The sequence below is a fragment of the Streptomyces sp. NPDC034084 genome (assembly GCF_055575535.1).
Genome location: NZ_JBVISK010000002.1, coordinates 269,171 through 294,048, shown reverse-complemented (window position 1 = coordinate 294,048; position 24,878 = coordinate 269,171). Strand labels below are relative to the sequence as shown.

12 protein-coding genes are annotated in these 24,878 nt (G+C 70.9%); 8 read left to right on the top strand and 4 right to left on the bottom strand.

Features of this window, described 5'->3' with window-relative positions; genetic code table 11:
- Positions 1-19 precede the first annotated feature (19 nt).
- The gene (locus tag ACZ51I_RS06715; RefSeq protein WP_468872022.1) at positions 20-1,051 is read right to left on the bottom strand and encodes a LacI family DNA-binding transcriptional regulator; all 1,032 of its coding nucleotides are present in this window, start codon (positions 1,049-1,051) and stop codon (positions 20-22) included.
- Entirely contained in the window at positions 1,048-3,447 is a 2,400-nt protein-coding gene (locus ACZ51I_RS06710; RefSeq protein WP_468872021.1) for a glycoside hydrolase family 2 protein, read from the bottom strand. Before ACZ51I_RS06710 ends, ACZ51I_RS06715 begins: the two co-directional genes overlap by 4 nt.
- A 278-nt stretch (positions 3,448-3,725) precedes the next feature.
- Between ACZ51I_RS06710 and ACZ51I_RS06705 the strand changes: the two genes are divergently transcribed.
- From ACZ51I_RS06705 to ACZ51I_RS06695, 3 genes are all read left to right on the top strand, one after another.
- A complete protein-coding gene (locus tag ACZ51I_RS06705; RefSeq protein WP_468872019.1) occupies positions 3,726-5,051 on the top strand; it encodes an ABC transporter substrate-binding protein in 1,326 nt (441 codons plus the stop codon).
- An 80-nt stretch (positions 5,052-5,131) separates the two neighbouring features.
- Positions 5,132-6,256, top strand: coding sequence for a carbohydrate ABC transporter permease (locus ACZ51I_RS06700; RefSeq protein WP_468872018.1), 1,125 nt, complete (start codon positions 5,132-5,134; stop codon positions 6,254-6,256).
- Entirely contained in the window at positions 6,253-7,140 is an 888-nt protein-coding gene (locus ACZ51I_RS06695; RefSeq protein ID WP_468872017.1) for a carbohydrate ABC transporter permease, read from the top strand. Before ACZ51I_RS06700 ends, ACZ51I_RS06695 begins: the two co-directional genes overlap by 4 nt.
- A gap of 15 nt (positions 7,141-7,155) precedes the next feature.
- On the opposite strand, the gene ACZ51I_RS06690 is transcribed toward ACZ51I_RS06695, so the two are convergent.
- Together ACZ51I_RS06690 and ACZ51I_RS06685 are read right to left on the bottom strand one after the other, a co-directional pair.
- Complete coding sequence (locus ACZ51I_RS06690; protein WP_468872016.1) at positions 7,156-8,190, bottom strand: LacI family DNA-binding transcriptional regulator; 1,035 nt, start codon at positions 8,188-8,190, stop codon at positions 7,156-7,158.
- Positions 8,191-8,507: 317 nt separating this feature from the next.
- Complete coding sequence (locus ACZ51I_RS06685; RefSeq protein WP_468872015.1) at positions 8,508-9,659, bottom strand: cellulase family glycosylhydrolase; 1,152 nt, start codon at positions 9,657-9,659, stop codon at positions 8,508-8,510.
- Between the two features lie 602 nt (positions 9,660-10,261).
- Between ACZ51I_RS06685 and ACZ51I_RS06680 the strand changes: the two genes are divergently transcribed.
- From ACZ51I_RS06680 to ACZ51I_RS06660, 5 genes are all read left to right on the top strand, one after another.
- A complete protein-coding gene (locus tag ACZ51I_RS06680) occupies positions 10,262-11,242 on the top strand; it encodes a LysR family transcriptional regulator (protein ID WP_468872014.1) in 981 nt (326 codons plus the stop codon).
- 280 nt (positions 11,243-11,522) lie between these two features.
- Entirely contained in the window at positions 11,523-13,124 is a 1,602-nt protein-coding gene (locus ACZ51I_RS06675) for a M4 family metallopeptidase (protein ID WP_468872012.1), read from the top strand.
- 686 nt (positions 13,125-13,810) lie between these two features.
- Entirely contained in the window at positions 13,811-21,931 is an 8,121-nt protein-coding gene (locus tag ACZ51I_RS06670; RefSeq protein ID WP_468872011.1) for an amino acid adenylation domain-containing protein, read from the top strand.
- Positions 21,928-23,649 carry a thioester reductase domain-containing protein gene (locus ACZ51I_RS06665; RefSeq protein WP_468872010.1) on the top strand — a complete coding sequence of 574 codons (1,722 nt, stop codon included), beginning with the start codon at positions 21,928-21,930 and terminating at the stop codon, positions 23,647-23,649. Before ACZ51I_RS06670 ends, ACZ51I_RS06665 begins: the two co-directional genes overlap by 4 nt.
- The gene (locus ACZ51I_RS06660; protein WP_468872008.1) at positions 23,646-24,839 is read left to right on the top strand and encodes a cytochrome P450; all 1,194 of its coding nucleotides are present in this window, start codon (positions 23,646-23,648) and stop codon (positions 24,837-24,839) included. The genes ACZ51I_RS06665 and ACZ51I_RS06660 overlap by 4 nt, the downstream gene beginning before the upstream one ends.
- The last annotated feature ends 39 nt before the right edge of the window (positions 24,840-24,878 follow it).

The window sequence follows — 24,878 nt, the reverse complement described above, 5'->3', positions numbered from 1 at the left end:
CGTCACGGCGCCCGGCTCCTTACGTCCGCGGGGGCGGCCCCGTCGAGCCCCTCGGTGTCAGCGAGGGCGTCGGGACCTGGAGCGCCCCCTTGTGGGTGCCCTCGATCACCCCGAAGAGAGCCTGTGCCACCTGCTTCCCGAAGTGGTGGACGTCGTGACTCATCGCCGACAGGGGCGGGTGGGTGAGCCGGCACAGTTGGGAGTCGTCCCAGGCGAGCAGTGACACGTCGTCCGGGACCGCGAGCCCCATCTCCGCCGCCACCGCCGCCCCGGCGACAGCCATGATGTCGTTGTCGTACACGATGGCCGTCGGACGGCCGGGGCCCAGGAGCAGGCTGCGCGTCGCGCGGGCCCCCTCCTCCCCGGCGAAGCCGGTGGCCGACTGGCGGCTCCCGTCGAGGCCGAGCGAGGCCATCGTCGCCTCGAACGCCGCGGCGCGGATGCCGCTGTGCCCGAGGTCGGCCGGGCCGCCCACCCGTGCGATCCGACGGTGGCCGAGCGCCGCGAGATAGCGCACGGCGTCCGCCGCCGCCGAGGCGTCGTCCGTCCAGACCGAGGGGAACCCGCCGGTGAGGGACGGGTGCCCGACGGCGACGGCCGGCATGCCGAGGGCCCGCAGCGGAGCGATGCGGGGGTCGTCCCGGTGGAAGTCGACCAGGATCGCCCCGCCGACCGTCCGGCTGCGCCACCACTCCTCGTACAGCGCGGTCTCCTCCGGCAGGTCGCGGACCAGACGGAGCAGCAGCGAGCACGACCGCTCGGCCAGGACGTCCTCGATGCCGGAGATGAACTCCATGTAGAACGGTTCGAGGCCGAGCAGGCGGGCCGGGCGGCAGATCGCCAGGCCCACGATGCCCGTCCGCCGCCCGGACAGGTTCCGCGCGGTCTGGTGGGGGACCCAGCCGAGTTCCCTGGCGACCTCGAAGATGCGCTCCCGGGTCGCCGACGAGACCCCCGGCCGGTTGTTGAACGCCATGGAGACGGCGCCCTTGGACACCCCGGCCCGTGCGGCGACGTCGTTGATGGTGACGCGCGGGACGGGGACGCTCATGCGGAGCCCACGCTGAACAGGGCGTTCCGCGCGGCGGTCGCATCCGCTCCGGTCCAGCCCGAGACGGTGATCCGTGCCTCCTCCCCGGGGAGCAGGGTGAGCAGACCGCGCTCCGCGCGCGCCCCCGGCGAGAGACGGTCGGGCTGGAGGAGAAGGTCCCGCACCAGGCTCCGGGCCGTGACGACCACGTCCACGTCGTCGCTTCCCGCGACGGGCTCGATCCGTACGTCGTACTCCGGGGCAGGATAGGCGAACTCCCTGTCCACGACCGGGAAGTAGACCGCGCGCAGCCCGTCGGCGTCGGCGACGAGGAACTCGTCGGTGCACTCCGGACCCGGCAGAAGGACGGCCGGCAGCACGAGGCGTACGACCGTCCGCGCGTCGGCTTCCATCGCGAACGCGTCCTCGCGCAGCACGGTGCCGTCCGCGTGCGTCCGGCGCAGGGTGACCGTGGTGCGCCAGGTGGTGCCGGACTGGTTGTCGAGGGCGAACACGGGCCCGTCCTCGGCGGGTACGAGGCTGATCAGGCGGTCCGCGTAGACCCGGCGCAGCTCGTGGTAGAGCGGCTTGAGGCGGCCGTCACCGTCGATCGCCGCCCAGGAGCTGACCGGCCAGCAGTCGTTGAGCTGCCACACCACCGTGCCCGCGCACACCGGCCAGTTGGCCCGCCAGTGCTCGATGCCGGCCGCCACCGCCCGTGCCTGGAGCACCTGGGCCAGGTAGTGCCAGCGGTCGAAGTCCTTCTCCGGCGGGGCGAAGTGCCGTCCGATGCCGCGGTTCAGCTTTCCGTTGCCGTCCTCGGCCTTCTGGTGGTGGAGCATGCCGGGGGAGTCGGGGGCGAGCTCCTCACCGGGCAGCGCCCGCCGCAGCGTCGCCAGGGCGGGTGGCGCCTGCCAGCCGAACTCCGCGCAGAAGCGGGGCACGTCCGCCCGGTACACGGCGTAGTCCTGCCGGTTCCACACCTCCCACGAGTGGTGGGTGCCGTGGGCGGGGTCGTTGGGGTGGTGGTCCCAGGAACCGGACCAGGGGCTGCCCGCCGTGTACGGGCGGGTCGGGTCCAGTTCGGCGACGATCCGGGGCAGTACGCCCAGGTAGTAGCCCTCGCCCCAGGAGTCGCCCGCGAGCGGCCGCTCCCAGTCCCAGTCGCGGAAGCCCCAGAGGTTCTCGTTGTTGCCGTTCCACAGGACGAGGCTGGCGTGCGACATCAGCCGGATAACGTTGTCACGCGCCTCCGCCTCGACCTCACCGCGCAGGGGCTGCTCCTCCGGGTAGGCGGCGCAGGCGAAGAGGAAGTCCTGCCAGACCATGAGCCCCAGCTCGTCGCAGACGTCGTAGAAGGCGTCGTCCTCGTAGATGCCGCCGCCCCAGATCCTGACCAGGTCGACGTTGGCCGCGGCGGCCTGGGTGAGCCGGGTGCGGTAGCGCTCGGGCGTCACCCGGGAGGGCAGGACGTCGTCCGGGATCCAGTTGACCCCGCGCGCGAAGATCCGTACCCCGTTGACGACGAAGGTGAAGCCGGTGCCGTGCTCATCGGCGGAGCGGTCGACCGTCACCGTACGGAAACCGACGCGGCGCTCCCAGGTGTCGAGCGTACCTCCGTGCTCGTCGAGGAGCGTCACATCGAGCCCGTACAGCGGTTGTTCACCGTGGCCGCGCGGCCACCACAGCCGGGGCTCGGGGACCCGGAAGGTCAGGGCCGCCTCGTCGCCGTCGAAGACGGTCTCGGAGACGACGTCCGCCACTGCGGCCCGCAGGGTCAGCGGGCGGCCCGCGCCGTTCGCCGTGCGCTCGACGCGGACCCGGAGTTCGACATGGCCGTCCGGGCCGTCGACCGTCACCAGGGGGCGCACCTCGGCGAGCCGTGCGGTGGACCAGTGCTCGAGCCGCACCGGCCGCCACATGCCGGCCGTGACGACGGTGGGCCCCCAGTCCCAGCCGAAGGAGCAGGCCATCTTGCGGATGTACTGGAAGGGCTCGGGGTAGACGTTGGGCCGGTCGCCGGTGAGCGCGCGGACACGCTCGGCCTCCTCGTACGCCGAGGTGAAGCGCACCTCCAGGGGGCCGGTCCGCCCGGTCACGTCGAAGCGGTGGACGCGGTGCATATTGCGCGTGGAGCCGAGAGAGGCCCCGTCGAGGAGGATCTCGGCGGCGGTGTCGAGGCCGTCGAAGACGAGCTCGGACCGCTCGTGGCCGCTGTCGTGGGCCAGCTCGGTGACATAGGACCACGCCCGTCGGCCCACCCACGCCACCTCGGTCTCGTTGAGCCCGAGGAACGGGTCGGCTATCACCCCCGCGTCGAGCAGGTCGGCGTGGACGCAGCCGGGGACGGTGGCCGGAAGCAGTGCGCCCTCGTGGCGCAGGTGCCAGCCCTCGTGCAGCTGGGTGACGTCCTTCATGGTGTGCGACTCCAATCGCCTGGCGGGGGAGCGGATGCGTGTGCGGGGCGCCGGTGTCTGCGCCGTCGAGCGACTGCCCATGAACCGATGAAGTGGAAGGTTCAGTGACGGACAGTGGCGAAACCAGGCACGATGACCCGCTTGTCGATGCTTTTCAAAGGTGGCGGTAACGATTGGGCATCGCGCTGGAAATCTGTACTTTACCGGTTCACGTCTGGCTGGCATAGTGCCGACATCCCACCGGTAGACCTGAGCCGTAACCCTGAAGGAGTTGGGCAATGGGCAAGAAGTCGAGAGCGCTCACGGGCGCGCTGCTGACCGCCGCGATGCTGACCGTGGCCGGATGCGGCGGGGGAGGGGGCGCCGTCACCGGTGAGACGGCCGCCCCTCCGTCCGACCCGAAGCAGGTCGAGGGCAAGATCAAGGTCCTCACCCAACGGACCGACCTCGTGCAGAAGGGGGTCATGAAGCAGTACGCGGCCGAGTTCAACAAGATCTACCCCAAGGTCAAGGTGTCGTTCGACGGCATCACCGACTACGAGGGCGAGGTGAAGATCCGTATGAACGCCAAGGCGTACGGCGATGTGCTCCTCATCCCCGGGGCCGTGGCCAAGAACGACTACCCGAAGTTCTTCGCGCCCCTCGGGACCGCGGCCGAGCTGGGGTCGAAGTACCGCTTCGGCGACAAGACCGAGGTGGACGGCAAGATCTACGGCATCGCCCAGTTCGGCACGGCCAACGGCTTCGTGTACAACAAGGCGCTCTGGAGGAAGGCCGGCATCACCGCCTGGCCGAAGACGCCGCGGGAGTTCCTCGCCGACCTGAAGGCGATCAAGGAGAAAACGGGCGCCACCCCGTACTACACCAACTTCAAGGACGGCTGGCCACTGGTGCAGTGGACCGCCAACAACGGCTCGGTCGGCTGCGACGCGGACGCGGGCGACAAGCTGGCCGGTCCGGTCTCGCCGTGGAAGGAGGGCGGCGAACTCCGCACCATCGACGGCCTCTTGTACGACATCGCCCAGCAGGGGCTCTCGGAGAAGGACCCGACGACCACCAACTGGGAGGCCTCCAAGGCGCTGCTCGCCGAGGGCAAGATCGCCACGATGATGCTGGGCTCCTGGTCGATCACCCAGATGCGGGGCGCGGCGGCCGAGGCGGGCGCCCGGCCCGAGGACATCGGCTTCATGCCGTTCCCGGTCCAGAAGAACGGCAGGTTCTGCGCGGCCGTCGTCTCCGACTACCAGCAGGCCGTCAGCATCTACTCCGAGAACAAGCCCGCGGCGCGCGCCTGGGTCGACTGGTTCACCGAGAAGTCCGGGTTCTCGGAGAAGGAGGGCGTCGTGTCGGCGGTCAAGTCCGCTCCGATGCCGGCGACTCTCAAGGATTTTGTTGACAACGATGTCACCTTTTTCGACCGCTCCGAGGCGAAGACGGCCGCGGTCAACGACATCGACGACGCGGCGGAGATCGGTCTCAACAAGCCCGACTACCGCCAGAAGCTCGTCGACACCGCGCGGGGAGCGGCGAAGGGCAGCCTGGAGGACTTCTTCGCCGACCTGAACGAGCGGTGGGACGAGGCGGCGAAGACCGCCGGCTCCTGACCACCGGCGGAGCGGGCCCCGGCCGGACGACACCGGCCGGGGCCCCTGACCTCCCGCAGTCGCGGACACGAAAGGCCGACATGACCGAGACAACCGACGCCGTTCCCGGGGACGCCGCCCCGGCGCGGCGATCCGCCACGGACAAGCGAGACAAGGGAGCCGCCCCGGACACGAGCGACAGGCGGCCCGCCACGGACAAGGGCGACGGACGACCCGCTACGGACGAGCGAGCCGGACGGTCCGCCACCGACGAGCGGGACCGGGAAGGCAGGTCGCGCGGAGACCGTGCCGCCGGCCGGCGCCGGACCCCGGCGACGAAGCGCCCCCGTTCCTGGCGGCGTTCGCCGCTCCGCCGGATCACACCCTGGCTCTTCCTCGCGGCCCCGCTGGCGCTCCTGATCACGTTCACCTACGTCCCCGTGGCGAGCATGATCTCGTACAGCTTCACCGACTGGGACGGGGTGAGCCCCGACCGGCAGTACGTCGGTGTCGACAACTACGTGCAGATCTTCACCCGCCCCGAACTCTTCCGGGTCTTCTTCGTCAGCGGCTACTACCTGGCCGCGTCCGTGGTCCAGATCGCCGTCGCGCTCTACTTCGCCGTGGTGCTCAGCTTCAACCTGAAGTTCCGGAACTTCTTCAAGGGGATCCTCTTCTTCCCCTACCTCATCAACGGCGTCGCGATCGGCTTCGTCTTCCTGTACTTCTTCCAGGACGGCGGCACCCTGGACGCGGTGCTGTCCTGGCTCGGCGTCACCACCGACCACCCCTGGCTCGGCGACCCGACCTCCGCCAACATCTCCCTCGCGGGCGTGTCCGTCTGGCGTTTCACCGGACTGAACTTCGTCCTCTTCCTCGGCGCCATCCAGTCCATCCCCGGCGAGCTGTACGAGGCGGCCGAACTGGACGGCGCCGGCCGGTGGAAGCAGTTCCGCCACATCATCGCGCCGAGCATCAAGCCCGTGATCAGCCTCAGCGTCATCCTGGCGATCTCCGGCTCCCTCTCGGTCTTCGAGATCCCCTACATCATGACCGGCGGCGCGACCGGCACCCAGACCTTCGTCATCCAGACGATCAAGCTCGCGTTCCAGTTCAACAAGACCGGCCTGGCCTCGGCCGCGGCCGTGGTGCTGCTCCTGATCATCCTCCTGATCACCTGGATACAGCGCCGGCTCGTGCCCGACGACAAGGTGGACCTCGTATGACCCCCGACCTCATCGCCGATCCCCACGCGGCCCCGGCAGCCGCCCGCGCACCCCGGCGCCGCCGCCTCCCCGTCGGGACCGTGCTGACCTATCTGTCGCTGATCGCCGCGTCCTTGGTGGTCCTGCTGCCGCTGACCGTCGTCCTCCTCACTTCCCTCAAGACCTCGAAGGAGGTCGGTGAGGGCGGAGCGCTCTCCCTGCCGGGGAACTGGCTGAACCTCGACAACTACGTCACGGCGTTCACCGACGGCGACATGCTCACGGCCTTCGGCAACACCGCGTTCATCCTCTTCTTCTCCATCGGCGGCACGGTGCTCATCGGCTCGATGACCGCCTACGCCGTCGACCGCTTCGACTTCCGCGCCAAGAAGGCCGTCATGGCGCTCTTCCTGATCGCCACGCTCGTGCCCGGCGTCACCACACAGGTCGCGACCTTCCAGGTCATCAGCGGTTTCGGCCTCATCGACACCCGCTGGGCCCCGATCCTGCTCTACATGGGCACGGACATCGTCTCGGTCTACATCTTCCTCCAGTTTATCCGGGGCATCCCGGTCTCCCTGGACGAAGCGGCCCGGCTCGACGGCGCCAACGCCTTCACGATCTACCGGAAGATCATCTTCCCGCTACTCAAACCGGCGATCGCCACCGTCGTGATCATCAAGGGCATCACGACGTACAACGACTTCTACATCCCCTTCCTGTACATGCACTCCGAGGACCTCGGCACGATCTCCACCGCGCTCTTCCGCTTCAAGGGGCCGTTCGGGGCGCACTGGGAGGCCATCTCGGCCGGCGCGATCCTCGTCATCCTGCCGACGCTCGTCGTCTTCCTGCTGCTCCAGCGGTGGATCTACAACGGCTTCTCGCAGGGCGCCACCAAGTAGCGCCACCCAGCTCCGTCAGGGCGCGTCGGGCCGTCGCCCCGGGGGCGGGCAGGTGCTGCCCCGGGGAACGAACCGGGCGTGCCCCTCACGGATGTCGCCGACCCGCTCCCCGGCGATGAGCGCGAGCAGCGCGGAGGCGGCGTGGGCGCCGTAGGCGGGGATGTCCCGGGTGACCGCCGACAGCGTGGGCCGCACGACCTGCGTCAGCGGGGACTCGTCCCACGCCACGATCGACAGATCGGCCGGGATGGAGAGGTGGAGCTCCTGGGCGACGGAGAGCGCGGCCACCGCCATGATGTCGTTGTCGAAGACGATCGCGGTCGGCCGCTCCGGCGCGATCAACAGCGCCCGGGCGGCCCGCGCCCCCTCGTCGCCGGTGTAGTCCGTGTGGATCACCGGCGCCCGGGGGATGCCCGCCTCCTGGCAGGCCTCGCGCAGCGCGGCGTCGCGGACGGCCGTGTGGGCCAGTGCGGCGGGCCCGGCGACCCGGGCGATCCGCCGGTGGCCGAGGACGGCGAGGTAGCGCACGATCTCCTGGACGCTCTGACCGTCGTCCGACCAGACCGCCGGCAGCGACCCGGACACCTCCGGCGGACCGACGGCCACGGCGGGCATGCCGAGCTCCTCGACGGCCGCCGGCCGGGCGTCGTCGGCCTGAAGGTCCATCAGGAGCATTCCGTCGACCCGGCCCTCGCCCCACCAGCGGCGGCACACCTCGATCTCGCCGTCCTCGGTGGCCACCATCTGGAGCATCAGCGCGTACGACCGCTCGGACAGCACGCTTTCGACCCCGCTGATGAACTCCATGAAGAACGGCTCGACCCCGAGCGTCCGGGCCGGGCGGCGCACGGTGAGTCCCACCGCCTGCGCGCGGCCTCCGGTGAGCGTCCGGGCGGCGCTGTTGGGGCGCCAGCCCAGCTCGGCCGCGATGCTCTTGATCGAGGCGCGGGTGGCGTCGGAGACGCCCGGCTGGTCGTTGAGCGCGTACGAGACGGCCACCTTGGACACGCCGGCGCGGCGCGCGATGTCCGCCATGGTCGGCCGCTTCACGCGCCACCCCTGTTCTCTGTCCGTCACGTCGATGCACGACCTTACCGCCCGTGCGCGGGGAGCCGATTGTGTGCGGGGCACGGGCGGCCGAATCGGTTCCACGCGGTCCTTCGGGGCGTGAGGGAAAGCCCGCGCGTCCTTCTTCCCCTGTGCGAAAGGTGCTGCGACGGCGAATTGCGATTCCGTTCCTTTGAGCTCCATGCCGGGGAATTCGTCGGGGTGAGTACGGGGTTCATCGCGCCTACGCCGATGGCCCTTCCGCCCGGTCGGGACGGAAGGGCCATCGGTGATCGGCGTCGGTGATCAGCGGTCGGTGATCAGTGATCCGCCGCGCTGCCGCGGACGACGCAGGAGCGGCTGTTCTCCCAGCCCCAGCCGTCTCCGTCGGGGTCGGAGGCGTTGCCGTTGAGGCAGTACGGGTAGCCGTTGGGCGCGGTGCCGGGCTGTCCGCCGCCGCCGTTGCCGTAGACGGTGGCGGTCTTCGCCGTCGCGGCGATGCCGTTCGCGCCGTTGAAGAGGCGGTTGCCCCAGGGGGTCAGGGAGGTGGCGTCGAAGCCATTGACCAGGTCGAGGTACTCGACGCCGCTGCCGTTGCCGCTCCAGGACCAGCCCAGGTAGCCCAGGCGGAGCGCCTGCGCGGTGGCCATGATGGCGTTCTCGTCGGGGTTGCCGTCGCTGTGCTGGTCGCCGAACTCGCCGACGACGAGGGGAAGTCCGTGGGAGACGAAGTGGTTCAGGTAGTCCTGGACCTCGGCCGCCGTGTCGTACACGCCGTACATGTGGACGGAGAAGATGGTGTTGCGGTCGGGATCGGCGGCGAAGACAGAGGCGGCGTTGTTCCGCATGGTGCCCGACCAGTCCTGGCCCCAGTTGGGCGCGTCGACCATCAGGGCGTGGTGGATGCCGGCGCCACGGAGCTTGGCGATCGCGTTCTGCGTGGCGCTCGTCCAGGCGGTGTAGCCGCTGTTGCCGAAGGGCTCGTTGCCGATGTTGACGACGACGTAGTCCTGCTGGCCCTGGAGCGCGCTCTTGACGCTGATCCAGTAGTCCGCCGCCCTGTCCAGGGAGGTCGCGGCCCCGTCCTCGCCGTACCCGGTCGTGTCGTGCGCTTCGAGCACGCAGATGACCTTGTTGGCCTTGCACTGGCCGATCAGGGCCGCGACCTGCTCCGTGCTCGTCCGGGTCCACCGGTCGCCGCTGGCGAGGACGATCCGTACGGTGTTGGCGCCCTTCGCGGCGATGTCGGCGATCGAGCCCGTCCGGTCCGGGTACCACGCGTGTGCGTGGTTGACCCCGCGCATCACGAACTCGTTCCCGTTGGCCTCGTACACGCGCCCGTTGGCGACGTGGATGCCCGTCGTGGCCGCCTCGGCCTCGGCGGCGGGGCCGGCGAAGGGCAGCAGAAGGCCGGCGATTCCGGCGACGGCGGCGGCGACGGCCGTGAGCCATCGGCTTCGCGGATTGTTCATGGTTCTCCTCTGTGGGGGTCGGGACGTGGTGGACAACGATGTCAACCAGCCTCGTCGCGGCGGGCGATGAAGGGGATGACAAGAGTGCCGTCGTGGGGCGGTGAGGTCTGGATCACGCCGATCGGCCGACCGAAGACCCTCATTAGGAGGCCTCTCCTGTTCGCCCTGTGTCAATAGGCGTGTCATCAATGCGGGCCCCAGACAGCGGTTTAGTCGGTTCAGTACAGATAAACTTCGACTGAACCGGGCGAGTTGGCCCCGACCGCTTGCCCTTGAATTCCTCTTCGCCTACTTTCGCATTCTCCATTCCGTATCCCCGGTGCGGGTCGGGGTGGTGGGTACGGACCGGTGCGGTCGTTCCACGGGAAGGTGCCTCGCCCAGGACGTCGCCCCGGCCGGAGTCGTCGACGACCGGCGTTGCCCGCCGCAGCCGCCGCCATGGCACCCGCAGCTCATCAGGAGCCTCCGGGCGGAGATTTTGCCGTCCCGTGGTTGCCGCCCCGACAGGTCCGTCGGACTCTTGGTCACCATGCCCCTCGGGCAGCTGGTTCTGCTGGTCACGGGGGGTGCAAGGGGCCCTCCGCCCTGAGCGGGGAATGTACATGCACCTCGAGTTCCGGCACCTCCGTGTCCTGCTCACCGTCGCCGAGGCCGGCAGCATCCGCAAGGCCGCCGCACGCCTGCAGCTCTCCCAGCCCGCCACGAGCGCCCAGCTGAAACGGATCGAGCAGGAGCTCGGCGGCCCGCTCTTCGTCCGCAGCGCCGAGGGGGTGAAGCCGAACGAGCACGGTCAGTACGTGCTGCGCTGCGCACGGGACCTCGTGGTCGGCTTCGACCGGCTGCGCGAGCACGCGCGATCGGCCGCTGAGGCGGACCGGGGGACGGTCGCCCCACTGCGGGCGGGCGGGACCGCCGGCCCGCTGGTGTCCCTGCTGATATCCGCCCTCTTCGAACTCGTCCCGGAGAGCCGGCTCACCATCGACGCCCGCCGTTCCGTGCACACTCTGGTGAAAGCACTGAGTCAGTCGAAATGCGACATAGCGGTATACGGGGAGTTTCCCGGCTTCCCCGTTCCCGTGGGCGAGGCGGTGGCGACGCGCACGCTGTTGCGCGAGCCGGTCTTCGTACTGCTCGCCGAGGACCATCCGCTTGCACGCCAGGAGACGGTCAGGCTGCGTGAACTGAGCGGCGAGGAGTGGGTCATGCCGGAGGCCGACGAGAGCGGGGTCCACGCATACCTCCACCTCACCTGTCAGTCGGCGGGATTCACCCCGAGGATCGCGCACGTGACGCCGGACCTGTCCGTGGCGCAGATTCTGGTGGCCGGCAGGCGCGCCGTCTGCGGGGTGTGGCCGAGCGCAGACGTCCCCGCCCAGGGCACCGTGCAGCGGCCGCTCGTGGACGTCCCGTTCCACCGGCGGCTGCAGCTGGCCTGGAACACGGAGACGGTTCCGGCCGAGCTCGCCGAGGCGGTGGGGAAGCGCCTGTCGGCGGCGTATCTGGCGCTGGTACGGGAGCGGCCGCAATACCTGGCCTGGTGGGAGGACGGCGGGGAGAAGTTCGCGCTCGGCGCGGACGGCTGACCGACCGCGGGTCAGCGGCCGGTACGGATCGCCCCACGCGGTGTGCCGCTCGGCCCCGCCCCACGCGGTGTGTCGCTCGGCGGGCCGCCCCACGCGGTGTGTCGCTCGGTGGGCCGCCCTACGCGGTGTGCCGCTCGGAGGGTCCCCCGCGCCGCCCCCCTATAGCTCCGTGGTTGTATCCCACCTGGGATCACGTCAGGAACATGTCACCTGGTGAACACTTCGCGTCAACGTCCCAGGACGTCGTCACCCCCCACGACGAGCGAAGGAACACCCCGTCATGCCCCGTCCCCTCCTTGCCCTCTCCACGATGGTCGCCGCCGCCGTCATCACCACGGGCACCCTGGCCGCCCCCGCCTGGTCGCAGCCCGACGCGGTGCAGCACGGAACCTCCGTCCGCGACACGGCGATATCCCGCGCCGAGGCCAACGTCTCCCGACACGCCGCCACCTTCGGCTTCGGGGCGGGCCAGGCGCTCCACGTCAAGGACGTCGTGATCGACGCCGACGGCACCCAGCACGTCCGCTTCGAGCGGACCTACCGCGGCCTCCCCGTCGTCGGAGGCGACTTCGTCGTCCACCAGAAGGCCGACGGTTCGCTCAAGGGGTCCACCCACGCCAAGGCCCGCAAGGTGGCGCTCACGTCCGTCACCCCCGCGATCGCCGCCAAGGGCACCGCGGCCGGCGCCCTGAAGCGTTCGACCGGGCTGGTCCGCGACGCCAGTTCCACTCCCGAGCTGATCGTGTGGGCCGCCGACGGCACTCCCCGTCTGGCCTGGCGCACCACCGTGCAGGGTCTGGGCGACAAGGGTCAGCCGCACGGCGAGGTCTTCGTCACCGACGCCACCACCGGCGCGGCGATCGAGAACTACGACACCGAGCGCGAGGCCACGGGCACCGGCCACTCCGAGTACACCGGCGACATCACCCTCGACACCACCCTCCAGGCGAACGGCACCTACGCCCTGATCGACCCGGTCCGCGGCCACATCACCAAGGACGCGCGCAACGTCTCGTCCTCGTCCCTGAACAGCTCCTCCGGCACGCTCTTCACCGACGCCGACAACATCTGGGGCGACGGCCGGAAGTTCTCCACCGACCGCGCCACCGCCGCCGTCGACGCGCACGCCAACACCGCGAAGACGTACGACTACTACAAGACCACCTTCGGCCGCAACGGCATCAAGAACGACGGCCGCGGCGCCACCGTCTTCGTCCACGTCGGCACCAACTGGGACAACGCCCAGTGGTCGGACACCTGCTTCTGCATGATGACCGGCGACGGCAACGGAACCGTCGACCCCGAGCAGGTCGACCTCGACACCATGGGCCACGAGATGACCCACGGCGTCACCTCCGCCACCGCCAACCTCCGCTACAGCGGCGAGTCCGGCGGCCTCAACGAGGCCACCAGCGACATCTTCGGCACGATGGTGGAGTGGTACGCCAACAACACCCTCGACAAGCCCGACTACCTCTTCAGCGACCAGTCCACCCCGCCGTGGCTGCGCCGCATGGACAAGCCCTCCCTGGACGGACGCTCCGCCGACTACTGGTCGAAGTCCGTCGCCCGGCTCGACGTGCACAACTCCTCGGGCGTCGGCAACCACTGGTTCTACCTCGCCAGCGAGGGCAGCGGCACCAAGTCGATCAACGGCGTGACGTACACCAGCCCGACGTACAACGGCTCCACCGTCACCGGCATCGGCAACCAGAAGGCCGCCGCCATCTGGTACCGGGCGCTGACCGTCTACATGACCTCCACCACGGACTACAAGGGCGCCCGCACCGCGACCCTGAACGCGGCGAAGGACCTCTACGGCGCCACCAGCCCCGAGTACGCCACGGTGGCAGCCGCCTGGACCGGGGTCAACGTCCTCTGACGCGCCGGCGCACCATCTGATCCACGCACCACCTCGGGCCCCGCCGCGACGGCGGGGCCCGAACGCCTGTCACCCGCACGGGGTTTGGACGCCGTGGGACGCTCGCGCGGCCGGCGCCGTTTGACGCAAGCTTTACCGTCACCCCCTGTGCGAGCCCGTGCTCACGGCGTGATCGAGCGGGCGAAGCGGTTCCCTCTGAGGGCAGCTCTTTGGTAGTGGAATGGTCAAGTCCCCTTGAGGGCCGGGTAAACGCCGTGGGTGTACGGCGGCTCTTCGCGACCGCAATGCCTTGACATGGCCTGTCCTCTATGGCTGGCTGGGAACCAGTCATGTGGCGGGGCGCCCGAGAAGGTGGGTCCCGGAGCTGACGTTCCGCCCGGCGTCCGAGGCGCCGGGTCAACGGGGAAGTGCCGTTCAGGCGGCACATACGGGGGATATGTATGTTCACGCGTAGCTGGCCCGGTTCGGCGTCCTTCGCTCGACGTCGTATCTAGCGGCCCACTCCGAGCCCTCGCGGCTCGCCGAGGGCGGCCGTGCCGCCCCTGCCTCCACAGGCCGCAAGCACTCAGTGCGCCCCGGGCCCGCCCCCTCCCATGCCGTCGTCTGCCGGGTCGGGCGGGAGCCGTGCGCCTTCTTGGAACCGAAAGATGGAGTGACTCGTGAAGAGTTCTGCCGGGCGCTTACGTGTGTCCACCGCGCAGCACGAAGTGTGGATAGCCCACCAGATGGACACCGGCGGCGCCCGCCACAACTGCGGGGGATACGTCGAGATCCTGGGCCCGCTGGACGAGGCCCACCTGGCCGAAGCGGTCCGCCGGGCCGTCGCCGAGACCGACGCGTTACGCGTCCGGTTCGTTGCTGATGAAAACGGCCACCCCTGGCAGTGGCCGACCGACGTCGACGCCCCCCTGAACGTCAGGGACTTCAGCGAGGAGAACGACCCCTTCGGCGCCGCCGAGGAGTGGGTGCGGGCCGATCTGGCCACTCCGGTCGACCTCGCGAAGGACGCGCTGTTCACACACTCCCTGCTCCGTCTGGCCCCGGATCACTTCCTCTTCCATCTCCGCTACCACCACATCGTGCTGGACGGATACGGCCAGGTTCTCTACTGGCGCCGAATGGCGCAGATCTACACCGCACTCGCCCAGGGGGCGGCGGTCCGTGAGAAGAGCGCGGGCACGCTGCGCGAACTGCTCGACGAGGAAGCCGCCTACCAGGCGTCGCCGGCCCACGAGAGCGACCGTGCCCACTGGCTGGAGCAGCTCGCCGAGTGGCCCGACCGCATCAGCCTGAGCGACACGGCGGCCGGCACGTCCCGGCCGGCCGAGCGGTTCCAGCCCCCGGTGCGGGTCGAGGGCATCGACCGGATGGCCGCCAGGTACGGAACCCCCTGGTCGGTCGTCGTCCTGGCGGCGACGGCGGCGTACCTCCACCGGATCACCCAGCAGGACGACATCGTCATCGGTCTGCCCGTACGGGCCCGGACCACCCGCACCGCCCTGACCACACCCGGCATGCTCGCCAACGTGCTGCCGCTGTGCCTGTCCGTACGCTCCGGCATGCCGTTCCGCGAACTCGTCCAGCAGGTCTCCACCCGGGCGAGCGAGGTCCTCGCGCACCAGCGGTTCCGCGGCGAGGCACTCCAGCGGGAGCTCAGGCGCACCGGCGCCGCCGGAGAACCCTCGGGCGTGGTCGTGAACGTGGTCTCGTTCGACGGCCGGTTACGCTTCGGCGCCGTTGACGGAACGGTTCGCCAAATATCCTCGGGGCCCGTGCACGACCTCTCGATCGAGTTCTTCGGTGGCGCCGACGGCGCGGACCTCCTGCTGTCGTTCGACCCCGAGCCCCAGCTGCACGACGCCGCGACCGTCGTCGCCCACCGCGACCGGTTCGCCGCCTTCCTCGACACCCTCGTCCGGGCGGACGATCAGCTGTCCCTGGGGGAGGCCGAGGTCCTGACCGCCTCCGAGCGCGCCCGGGTGGAAGCACAAGCCGACGCTCGGGCCCGGGAGTTCGACCTGACCCGCCCGCTCCACGAACTCGTCGGGGAACAGGCCGCACGGACCCCCGACGCCGTCGCCGCCGCGACGGAGGACGGCTCGCTGACCTACCGCGAGCTCGTCGGCCGGGCCCGGGCCCTCGCCGCCCGGCTCAGGGCCGACGGGGCGGCGGCCGGCCAGGTGGTGGGCGTCTGCGACGAGCGCTCGCTCGACCTCGTGGTGGAGCTGCTCGCGGTGCTGATGTCCGGGGCGGCCTACGTCCCCCTGGACCCTGAACTCCCCGACGCACGACTGGCGTTCCAGATCGAGGACTCCGGGGCGCGGATCGTCCTGACCCGGTCGGACCTCGCCGCACGGCTCGCCGGCACCGGCGCCGAGACCATCGCCGTGGACACGCTCCTGCCCACGCTTCCCGACCCCGGCCCGCTGCCGTCCACGGCCACCCCCGAGGACACCGCGTACGTCATCTACACCTCGGGCTCCACCGGCCGGCCCAAGGGCGTCGCCGTACCGCACCGCGGCGTGGTCAACCGGCTCCTGTGGATGCAGGAGGAGTACGGCCTCGGCGCGGACGACCGCGTCCTGCAGAAGACCCCCTTCACCTTCGACGTCTCGGTGTGGGAGTTCTTCTGGCCGCTGCTCACCGGTGCCGTGCTCCACCTGGCGGCCCCCGGCGCCCAGCGCGACCCCCGGGCGCTCGCGGACGTCATCCGCAGGCACCGGATCACCACCGTGCACTTCGTCCCCTCGATGCTCGACCTCTTCCTCGCGGAGCCCACCGGCCGGGACCTGCCGGACCTGCGCCGCGTCGTCTGCAGTGGCGAGGCCCTCCGCTCCGAGACCGTGGGCCGGTTCTTCGAGCAGTACGGCGCGGGCCCCGAGCTGCACAACCTCTACGGGCCGACCGAGGCCTCCATCGACGTCACGTACTGGCGATGTACCCCCGAGGACGCCCGCCGGCCCGTACCCATCGGCCGGGCCGTCGCCAACACCAGCCTGTACGTGCTGGACCGGGAAGGGCGCCCGCTGCCGCCCGGCATCGCCGGCGAGCTGCACATCGGCGGCGTCCAGGTCGCGACCGGCTACCTCAACCGCCCGGAACTCACCGCGGCGAGCTTCGTCGACAACCCCTTCGGCCCCGGCAGGCTGTACCGGACCGGAGACCTCGCCGTACTCCGCGAGGACGGGGTCGTCCTCTACCGCGGCAGGCTCGACCACCAGGTGAAGGTGCACGGCTTCCGCATCGAGCCCGGCGAGATCGAGTCCGCGCTGCTCACCCACCCGGCCGTCGCACAGGCCGTGGTGACGGCACCGCTCGGTGAGGACGGCCAGCGCCGGCTCGTCGCCCATGTCGTGCCCGACGGGGACGCGCCGGAACCGGCGGGACTCCTCGCCTGGCTGCGCGAGCGCCTGCCCGCCTACATGGCCCCCGCCCACTTCGTCACCCTCGACGCCCTGCCCCTGCTGTCCAACGGCAAGCTGGACCGCAAGGCGCTGCCGATGCCGCAGACGCGGACCGTGCGCACCGTGGCGCCGCCCGAGACCGCCGTGGAGACCCTGCTCCACCAGGCCTGGTGCTCCGTCCTGGACACCGACGAGATCGGCGTCGACGACTCGTTCTTCGTGCTCGGCGGCGACTCCATGCACGCCATCCGGGTGCGTGCGCAGGTCGAGCGGGGCGGCCACACCTTCGAGGTCTCCGACCTCTTCGAAGGGCCGTCGATCCGCGAACTCGCCCGCGTAGTCAGGCCCCTGGCGCGACGCGAGGACTCCGCCGACCGCGCTCCCTTCGGGCTGCTGTCCGCGGAGGACCGGCTGCTGCTGCCGGACGGGCTCGACGACGCCTACCCGCTCAGCGCCATGCAGGCGGGCATGCTCTACCACGCGGCCTACGCGGAGGACTCCTCTGTCTACCGGGTCGTGACCAGCGTCCGAGTGGCGACCCGGCTCGACCCCGACGCCCTGCGGGCCGCGGTCGACGACCTCGCCGCCCGGCACCCCTCCCTGCGCTGCTCCTTCGACCTGGCCCGGTTCTCCGAGCCCCTCCAGCTCGTGCACAGCCGGGTCGAGGTCCCGCTGGGGAACGGCCTGGACCTCGGTGACCTGGACGAGGAGGCCCGGCAGCGGGCCGTGACCGACTGGGTCGAACGGGCCAAGTTCACCCGCTTCGACCCCGAGGTCGCGCCGCTGCTGAAGTTCGTGACCCACCCCTGCGGCCCGGACGCCTTCGAGCTTTCGGTGATCGAGCACCACGTCGTCCTCGACGGGTGGAGCGACATGCGCATGCTGGAAGAGGTGGTCGACCACTACCGGGCGCGCCTCGCCGGCGAGGAACTCGGCCTGCCGCCGGTCCGCTCCGCCTACCGGGACTTCGTGGCCGCGGAGCGCCGTGCCCTCGCCGACGAGGAGGCGCGCGCCTACTGGACCGGACTGCTGCGCGGCGCCGAACCCACCCGCCTGGTGCCGCACGGCGCCGGCGGTCGGGAGCGCCCCGACGGCTCACGGCCGGCCGCCAACCACCGGTACGACGTGCCGGTGGACGGCGAGGTGGCCGCGGCGCTGCGCGCCCTCGCCGGGCGCGAGGGACTGCCGCTGAAATCCCTGCTGGCCACCGCGCACCTCGCCGTCCTGCGCCTGGTCAGCGGCGACGACGAAGTGCTCACCGGGGTCGTGGCCAACGCCCGTCTCGAGGAGGAGGGCGGCGACGAGACGATCGGCGTCTTCCTCAACACGCTCCCGCTCCGCGTGGACGTCTCCTCCGCGACCCTCCTGGACACGGCGCGACGGGTCTTCGACCACGAGCGCCGCTCCGCGGCCCACCGCCGCTACCCCTTCGCGCAGATGCAGCACGACGTGGGGGAGGGCCTCCGGCTCGACAGCTACGTCAACTTCATGGACTTCCACCGCGACCGGCACCGGTCGGCGGACGCGCTGATGTCGGTCACGGTGGGCGTCGCGGAGACCAACTACCCGCTCGCCGTCAACTTCCTGGTCGACCCCGAGCTGGGCCGGCTGCAGCTCTGGCTCGACTGCGACCTGGCCGTCCTGCCCGAGGAGTTCTGCTCACGTCTCTCCGGCTACTACGAGCGCGCCCTGGCGGCCGTGGCCCGGCAGCCGGAGGAGCGTCTCAGCTCCGTCGACCTCATGACCCCGGCCGAGCACGCCCAGCTCGCCGCGTGGAACGACACCACCGTCCCGTACGACCCCTCGGACACCGTGCACGGGCAGTTCGAGCGACAGGCCGGGGCGCGCCCGGACGCGATCGCGGTGGCGCACCGCTTCGACGAGGTGGGCTACGCGGAGCTGGACGCGCGGGCGAACCGCCTCGCGCACCACCTGCGGGACCTGGGCGTCGGGCGGGGAGATCTGGTCGGCGTGAGCCTGCGGCGCGGGACCGACCTCGTCGTCGCGCTCCTCGCGGTCCTCAAGAGCGGCGCCGCGTACGTGCCGATGGACCCGTCGTTCCCCAGCGGACGCCTGACGGACATCGCCGCCGACGCCGGCATCGGCTGCCTGGTCAAGGGGCCCGGTACACCCGACGGGATCACAGCGCCGCACGTGGTGGACGTCCTCGCGGACGCGAAGACCATCGGGCGCTCGCCCGCGACACGGCCGGCGGTCGAGGTCTCCGGTGACGACACGGCGTACGTGATCTACACCTCGGGCTCGACCGGCAAACCCAAGGGCACCGCCCTGCGGCACCGCAACGCCGTCAACTTCTTCGCCGGCATGGACGAGCGCGTGGGCTGCGACGGCGACGACGTCGTGCTCGCCGTGACCAGCGTCTCCTTCGACATCTCGGTGCTCGAACTGCTCTGGCCGCTCACCCACGGCGCCAAGGTCGTCGTCGCCGGAGAGCGCGTCATCGGCAATCTGGTGCCGCGGTCGGAGGCGAGGGAGCGGGCCCTCGGCTTCAGCCTCTTCTTCTTCGCCGCGTCCGCGGGCGTGTCCCCCCGTGAGGGCTACCAGCTGGTGCTCGACGCGGCCCGTTACGCCGACACCCACGGCTTCGAGGCCGTGTGGACGCCCGAGCGGCACTTCCACGCCTTCGGCGGGCTCTACCCCAACCCCTCGGTGATGTCGGCCGCGCTGGCTACGATCACCGACCGGATCGCCCTGCGCTGCGGCAGCGTGGTCTCCCCGCTGCACGACGCGGTCCGCATCGCCGAGGAGTGGTCGCTCGTCGACAACCTCTCGGACGGCCGCGTCGGCCTGGCCTTCGCCGCCGGCTGGAACTCCAACGACTTCGTACTGCGGCCGGAGAACTTCCCCGTCCGCAAGGAGCGGATGTCGGAGCAACTAGAGGAGTTCCGCAAGCTGTGGCGCGGCGAGCCGGTCCAGCGCGTCGGCGGCAGCGGCGAACTCGTCGACGTACGGATCTTCCCCGCGCCCGTCCAGGACGAGCCGCCCGTCTGGCTCACCTCCGTCGGCACCGTACAGACCTTCGAGAAGGCCGGCGCCTCCGGGGCGAACCTGCTCACCCACCTCTTCGGCCAGAGCCCCGACGACCTCGCGGAGAAGATCAAGGCGTACCGGCAGGCCAGGGAAGCCACCGGGCACCCGGGTCCCGGCCAGGTCACCGTGATGGTGCACACCTTCATGTCGGACGACACGGAGCGGGCCAGGCAGCAGGCGCGGGAGCCCTTCCGGAACTACCTCCGCAGCTCCACCGAGCTGTGGCGCACCCTCTTCGCCTCCACCGGACAGGACCTTCCGGAACTCGGCGCCGAGGAACAGATCGACGCCGTGATCGACATGGCGATCAACCGGTACTTCGAGACCTCCGGCCTGTTCGGTTCCCCCGACAGCTGCGCCGAACTCGTCCGTGCGCTGGCCGCCGCCGGCGTGGACGAGATCGCGTGCCTCGTCGACTTCGGCGTCGAGGCGGAGGCCGTCCTCGAGAGCCTCACCTGGGTCGACCGCCTCCGCGACGCCCACGCCACCGAGGTCGCCGAGGGAGCGCACTCCTTCGCCGAACTCTGCGAGCGCCACCGGATCACCCTCGTGCAGGGCACTCCCTCGCTCCTCACCGCCGTCGCGGCGGAACCCGAGGCCCTGGACGCCCTGCGGGGCCTGCGCGCCCTGCTGATCGGCGGCGAGGCCTTCCCCTCGGGCCTCGCGCAGCGCCTCCTCCAGGCCCTGCCAGGGGTGCGGATCTGCAACATGTACGGCCCCACCGAGACCACCATCTGGTCGACGGTGCACGAACTGGACGCGCGGGACGCGACGGCCGGCACCATCCCCATCGGCACGCCGATCGCCAACACCGAGGTGCGCGTGGTCGACGGCCGCGGCCGGCCGCTCCCCGTCGGCGTCTCCGGTGAACTGTGGATCGGCGGCGACGGCGTCGCCGCCGGCTACATCGGACGGCCGGAGCTCACCGCCGAGCGGTTCGTCACGGGCGCCGAGGGCGCCGGCCGGTATTACCGGACCGGTGACCGCGTGCGCCGGCGCGCCGACGGCAGCCTGGAGTTCCTGGGCCGCATCGACCGCCAGGTGAAGATCCTCGGCCACCGTGTCGAACCCGACGAGGTGGAGAGCGTCCTCTCGCGCCACGCACAGCTCGACGCGGTCGCGGTCACCGCGATCGAGGGAGCCCACGGCACGGAACTCGTTGCCTACGTCTCTCCCGCGGACTCCCTGTCCGACGCCTCGGTGCAGGACGCGCACGTCCGGCGCTGGGGCGAGGTCTGGGAGAGCGCCTACACCGCCACGGACGAAGCCCCCGAGGACGGAGCCGAGTTCGCCGGCTGGCTCAGCAGCTACACCGGCGAACCCATCCCCGTCCCCGAGATGCGGGAGTGGCTGGGACACACGGTCGACCGGATCCGCGCCCTGCGTCCCACCGCGCTCGCCGACATCGGCGTCGGCGTCGGACTGGTGCTCCGCAACCTCGCCGACGAGGTCGGCGAGTACCACGGCGTGGACGTCTCGCCCGCCGCGCTCACCGCCGCCGCCGGCAGCCTGGCACGTCCGCTCCCCGGCCACGTCCACCTGGAGCGGTCCGGCCCCGAGTACCTGGCACGCCTGGCGCCGGGAAGCCTGGACACGGTGGTGATCAACTCGGTGGCGCAGTACTTCCCCGGCACCGACTACCTGCGCACCGTGCTCACCGACGCGGTGCGCGCCGTACGGCCGGGAGGCGCCGTCTTCGTCGGCGACGTCCGCTCGGTCGAGATGCTGCCCGAGTTCCAGACGGCCGTGACCCTGCACCGGGCCGGACCGCTCCAGACGGTCGAGGAGCTCCGCTCCGCGATCTCCCGCCGCCTCCACGAGGAACGGGAACTCTGCCTCTCCCCGGCCTTCTTCCACCAGCTCGCCGGCGAACTCGACGGTGTCGCCGAAGTCCGCGTCGAGCTGAAGCGGGGCCGGGCGGACAACGAGCTCTCCCACTTCCGCTACGACGTGACCCTGCTGACCGGCGACCGGCCGGCGCCCGGCGCATCCGAACCCCGTCTCACCTGGGACACGCTCGACCACGGCATCGACGGCGTACGGGAGCGACTGACCGGCAGCGCCGAGGGCCTCGTCGTGACCGGCGTCCCCAACCGGAGGCTGCTGCGGACCACGGCCGCCGTCCGCGCCCTGGAGGAGGCCGACGGCACGGCCACCGCCTGGGACGTGGAACGACTGCTGTGGGAGCTCGACGACGAAGCCGGGGTCCACCCGGAGGAGCTGTTCGACCTGGCCGCCGAGCAACGGCGACAGGTCACGGTCCTGGTGCCGCAGGACGGCCGACTGTCCACGTTCGACGTGGTGTTCGGCACGCCGGTCCCTCCCCACGACGACGCTGAGGACAAGGCATGAGCCCCACCCGACCACTCGCCAACGACCCGCTCACCTCGTCCTGGGCGGCCGGACTGCGCTCCTCCCTGCGCGCCTACGCGAGGACGCACCTCCCGGACGCCATGGTCCCCGCGCACTTCGTCGTACTGCCCGAACTCCCGAAGCTCCCCAACGGCAAGGTGGACCGCAAGGCCCTGCCTCCGCTGACGGCCGAGGAGACCCCCGAGACCGCCTTCGTCGCTCCCCGCACCCCGGTGGAGACCCAGCTCGCCCGGATCTGGCAGGACCTGCTCGGCCTGCCCAAGGTCGGCGTGGAGACCAGCTTCTTCGACCTGGGCGGCGACTCCCTGACGGTGCTCCAGATGACCGCCCAGGTCCGGGAGATCTACGACGTACGGCTCGATCTGCGCCGGATGTTCGAGGACCCCACGGTCGCCCAGCTGGCCCGGATGGTCAGCTCCCAGGCCGACCCGACGGTGACCGGGGCCGGCAACCCCCGGGGCGTCGCGAGCGAGGCCATGGCGGCCGACGCCGTACTGCCGGCCGACATCGTGCCCGAGGAAGGGGCCGTACCGGCGTCGACGGGACCGTACCGCACGGTCCTGCTCACCGGCGGTACGGGCTACACCGGGGCCTTCCTGCTCCGGGAGCTCCTCGACCGCTCGGCCGCTACGGTGCACGTCCTGGTACGCGCCGACGGCCCGGAGCAGGCGGCCGAACGGGTCCGCGGGAACCTCGCCGAGTACGGGCTGCTGCGCGACGGGGACGAGCACCGCGTCGTCGGGGTCCCCGGCGACACCGGACGCCCCTACCTCGGGCTGGCGCGGCGGACGTACCACGAGCTGGCCGCGGAGGTGGAGCTGATCATCCACAACGCGGCGATCTCCAGCTGGATCGTCCCCTACGCCAAGATCAAGCCGGTCAACGTCTTCGGCGCCCTGGAGGTGCTGCGGCTCGCCTGCCGGAAGCGGGTCAAGGCCGTGCACTTCGTCTCCACGATCGGCGTGTACCCCGGACACGAGGGGGAGCGCAGCTGGCCGGAGACCCGGCTCACCGAGGCCGAGCACGTCGTCGGCGGCTACCGGCAGTCGAAGTGGGTCGCGGACGGCCTGATGCTCCAGGCCCGGGACCGGGGCGTGCCCACCCATGTGTACCGGCTCGGTGCCATCACGGGCTCACAGACCACCGGCGCCTGCTCGCCCGACACCTTCATCAACCACCTGATCAAGGGCTGCGTCCAACTGGGCGCCTATCTGGACTACGACCTGCTCCTGGATCTCGTGCCGGTCGACTTCTGCGCGGCCACCGTGGTGCACACCGCCCTCTCCGGAGGCCGTCCGGAAGCCGTCTTCAACGTCCCCAGCGCCCGGTCCGTCAGCATGAACGAGATCTTCGAGCTGATCGTGGCGTACGGCTATCCGCTGCGCCGCCTGGACTACCAGGACTGGTACCGGGAGCTCGCCGCCGCCGTCGAGCGCGGCGAGGAGAACGAACTCGCCGTGTACCTCCCACTGTTCGGCGCGGACCAGCCGGCCGAGGAAGTGGGCTACCTGGGCAGCAGGCCCGACTTCCGCACCGACAACCTGCGTGCCGCGCTCGACGGTTCGGGCATCGAGTGCCGACCGGTGGACCGCGCGCTGTTCGACCTCTACCTCGACTACTTCGTCTCGTCGGGCTTCCTGCCCGCCCCTCCCGGTGGCGCCGCCCGCCCCCAGACCCAGTGTGGAGTCTCGTTATGACCGCTCCTGCCGTACCCGCCTTCCCCATGCCGCGCCGCCACCCGCTGGACCCGCCGCCCCAGTACCGCGAACTCAGCGCGGAGCAGCCGGTGTTCCAGGTGCAGACCCCGCGAGGCGAGGCCGTCTGGGTGGTGACCCGCCACGCGGACGTACGGGCCGTGCTCACCGACACCCGGTTCAGCTCGGACCCGAAGACACCCGGCTACCCCTCCTACATCTCCGGCGACACCCCGCTCCCGCCCGGCTTCTTCCTCAACCAGGACGCACCGGACCACACCCGGCTGCGCCGCCTGGTGACCCGCGAGTTCCTGATCAGCCAGATGGAGGCCAAGCGGCCGAGGATGAAGGCCATCCTCGACACCCTGCTCGACGACCTGGTGCGGCAGGGGAACAGCGCCGACCTCGTGACGCAGCTGGCCCTGCCGATGGCCGCCACCGTGATGTGCGAACTCCTCGACGTCCCGTACGAGGACCACAGGATCTTCGTGACCCTCACGGACACGATCCTCGACCGCAGCAGCACGCCCGAACAGGCCGAAGGCGCCGCCCGCGAGCTCATGGCCTACTTCGACGGCGTGGTCACCGCACGCGAGCAGCGGCCGACCGACGACATGCTCGGCCGGCTGGTGGCCCAGGAGGAGGCGGGCAAGCTCAGCCACGACGAGTTCGTCGGCCTGGCCGCGCTCCTGATGCTCTCCGGCTACGACACCATGGCCCAGATGATCGGGCTGGGGACCGCCACCCTGCTCGAACACCCCGAGCAGCTCGACGACCTCAAGGCGGACCCCTCGCTGTACCCGCAGGCCATCGAGGAACTGCTCCGCTACCTCTCCATCAACCACGCGGGACTGCCCCGGGCCGCCACGGAGGACCTCACCGTCGGAGGCCAGGAGATCCGGGCCGGGGACGGCGTCCTCGTGATGATCAACGCCGCCAACCGCGACGCGGCGGTCTTCGAGGAGCCCGACAGCTTCGACATCCACCGCAAGGACCCCCAGGCGCACGTCGCGTTCGGCCACGGCTTCCACAAGTGCATCGGCCTGACGCTCGCCCGCGTCGAGCTCAGCACCGTGTTCGCCGGCCTCTTCGAGCGCCTGCCCACGCTCAAGCTCGGCCGGCCGCTGGAGGACCTGCCGTTCCGGCACGACATGGTGCTCTACGGAGTCCGCGGGCTGCCCGTCACCTGGTGACCTCCCGGCGCATCCACGCAAGGTCACTCACTTCACGAA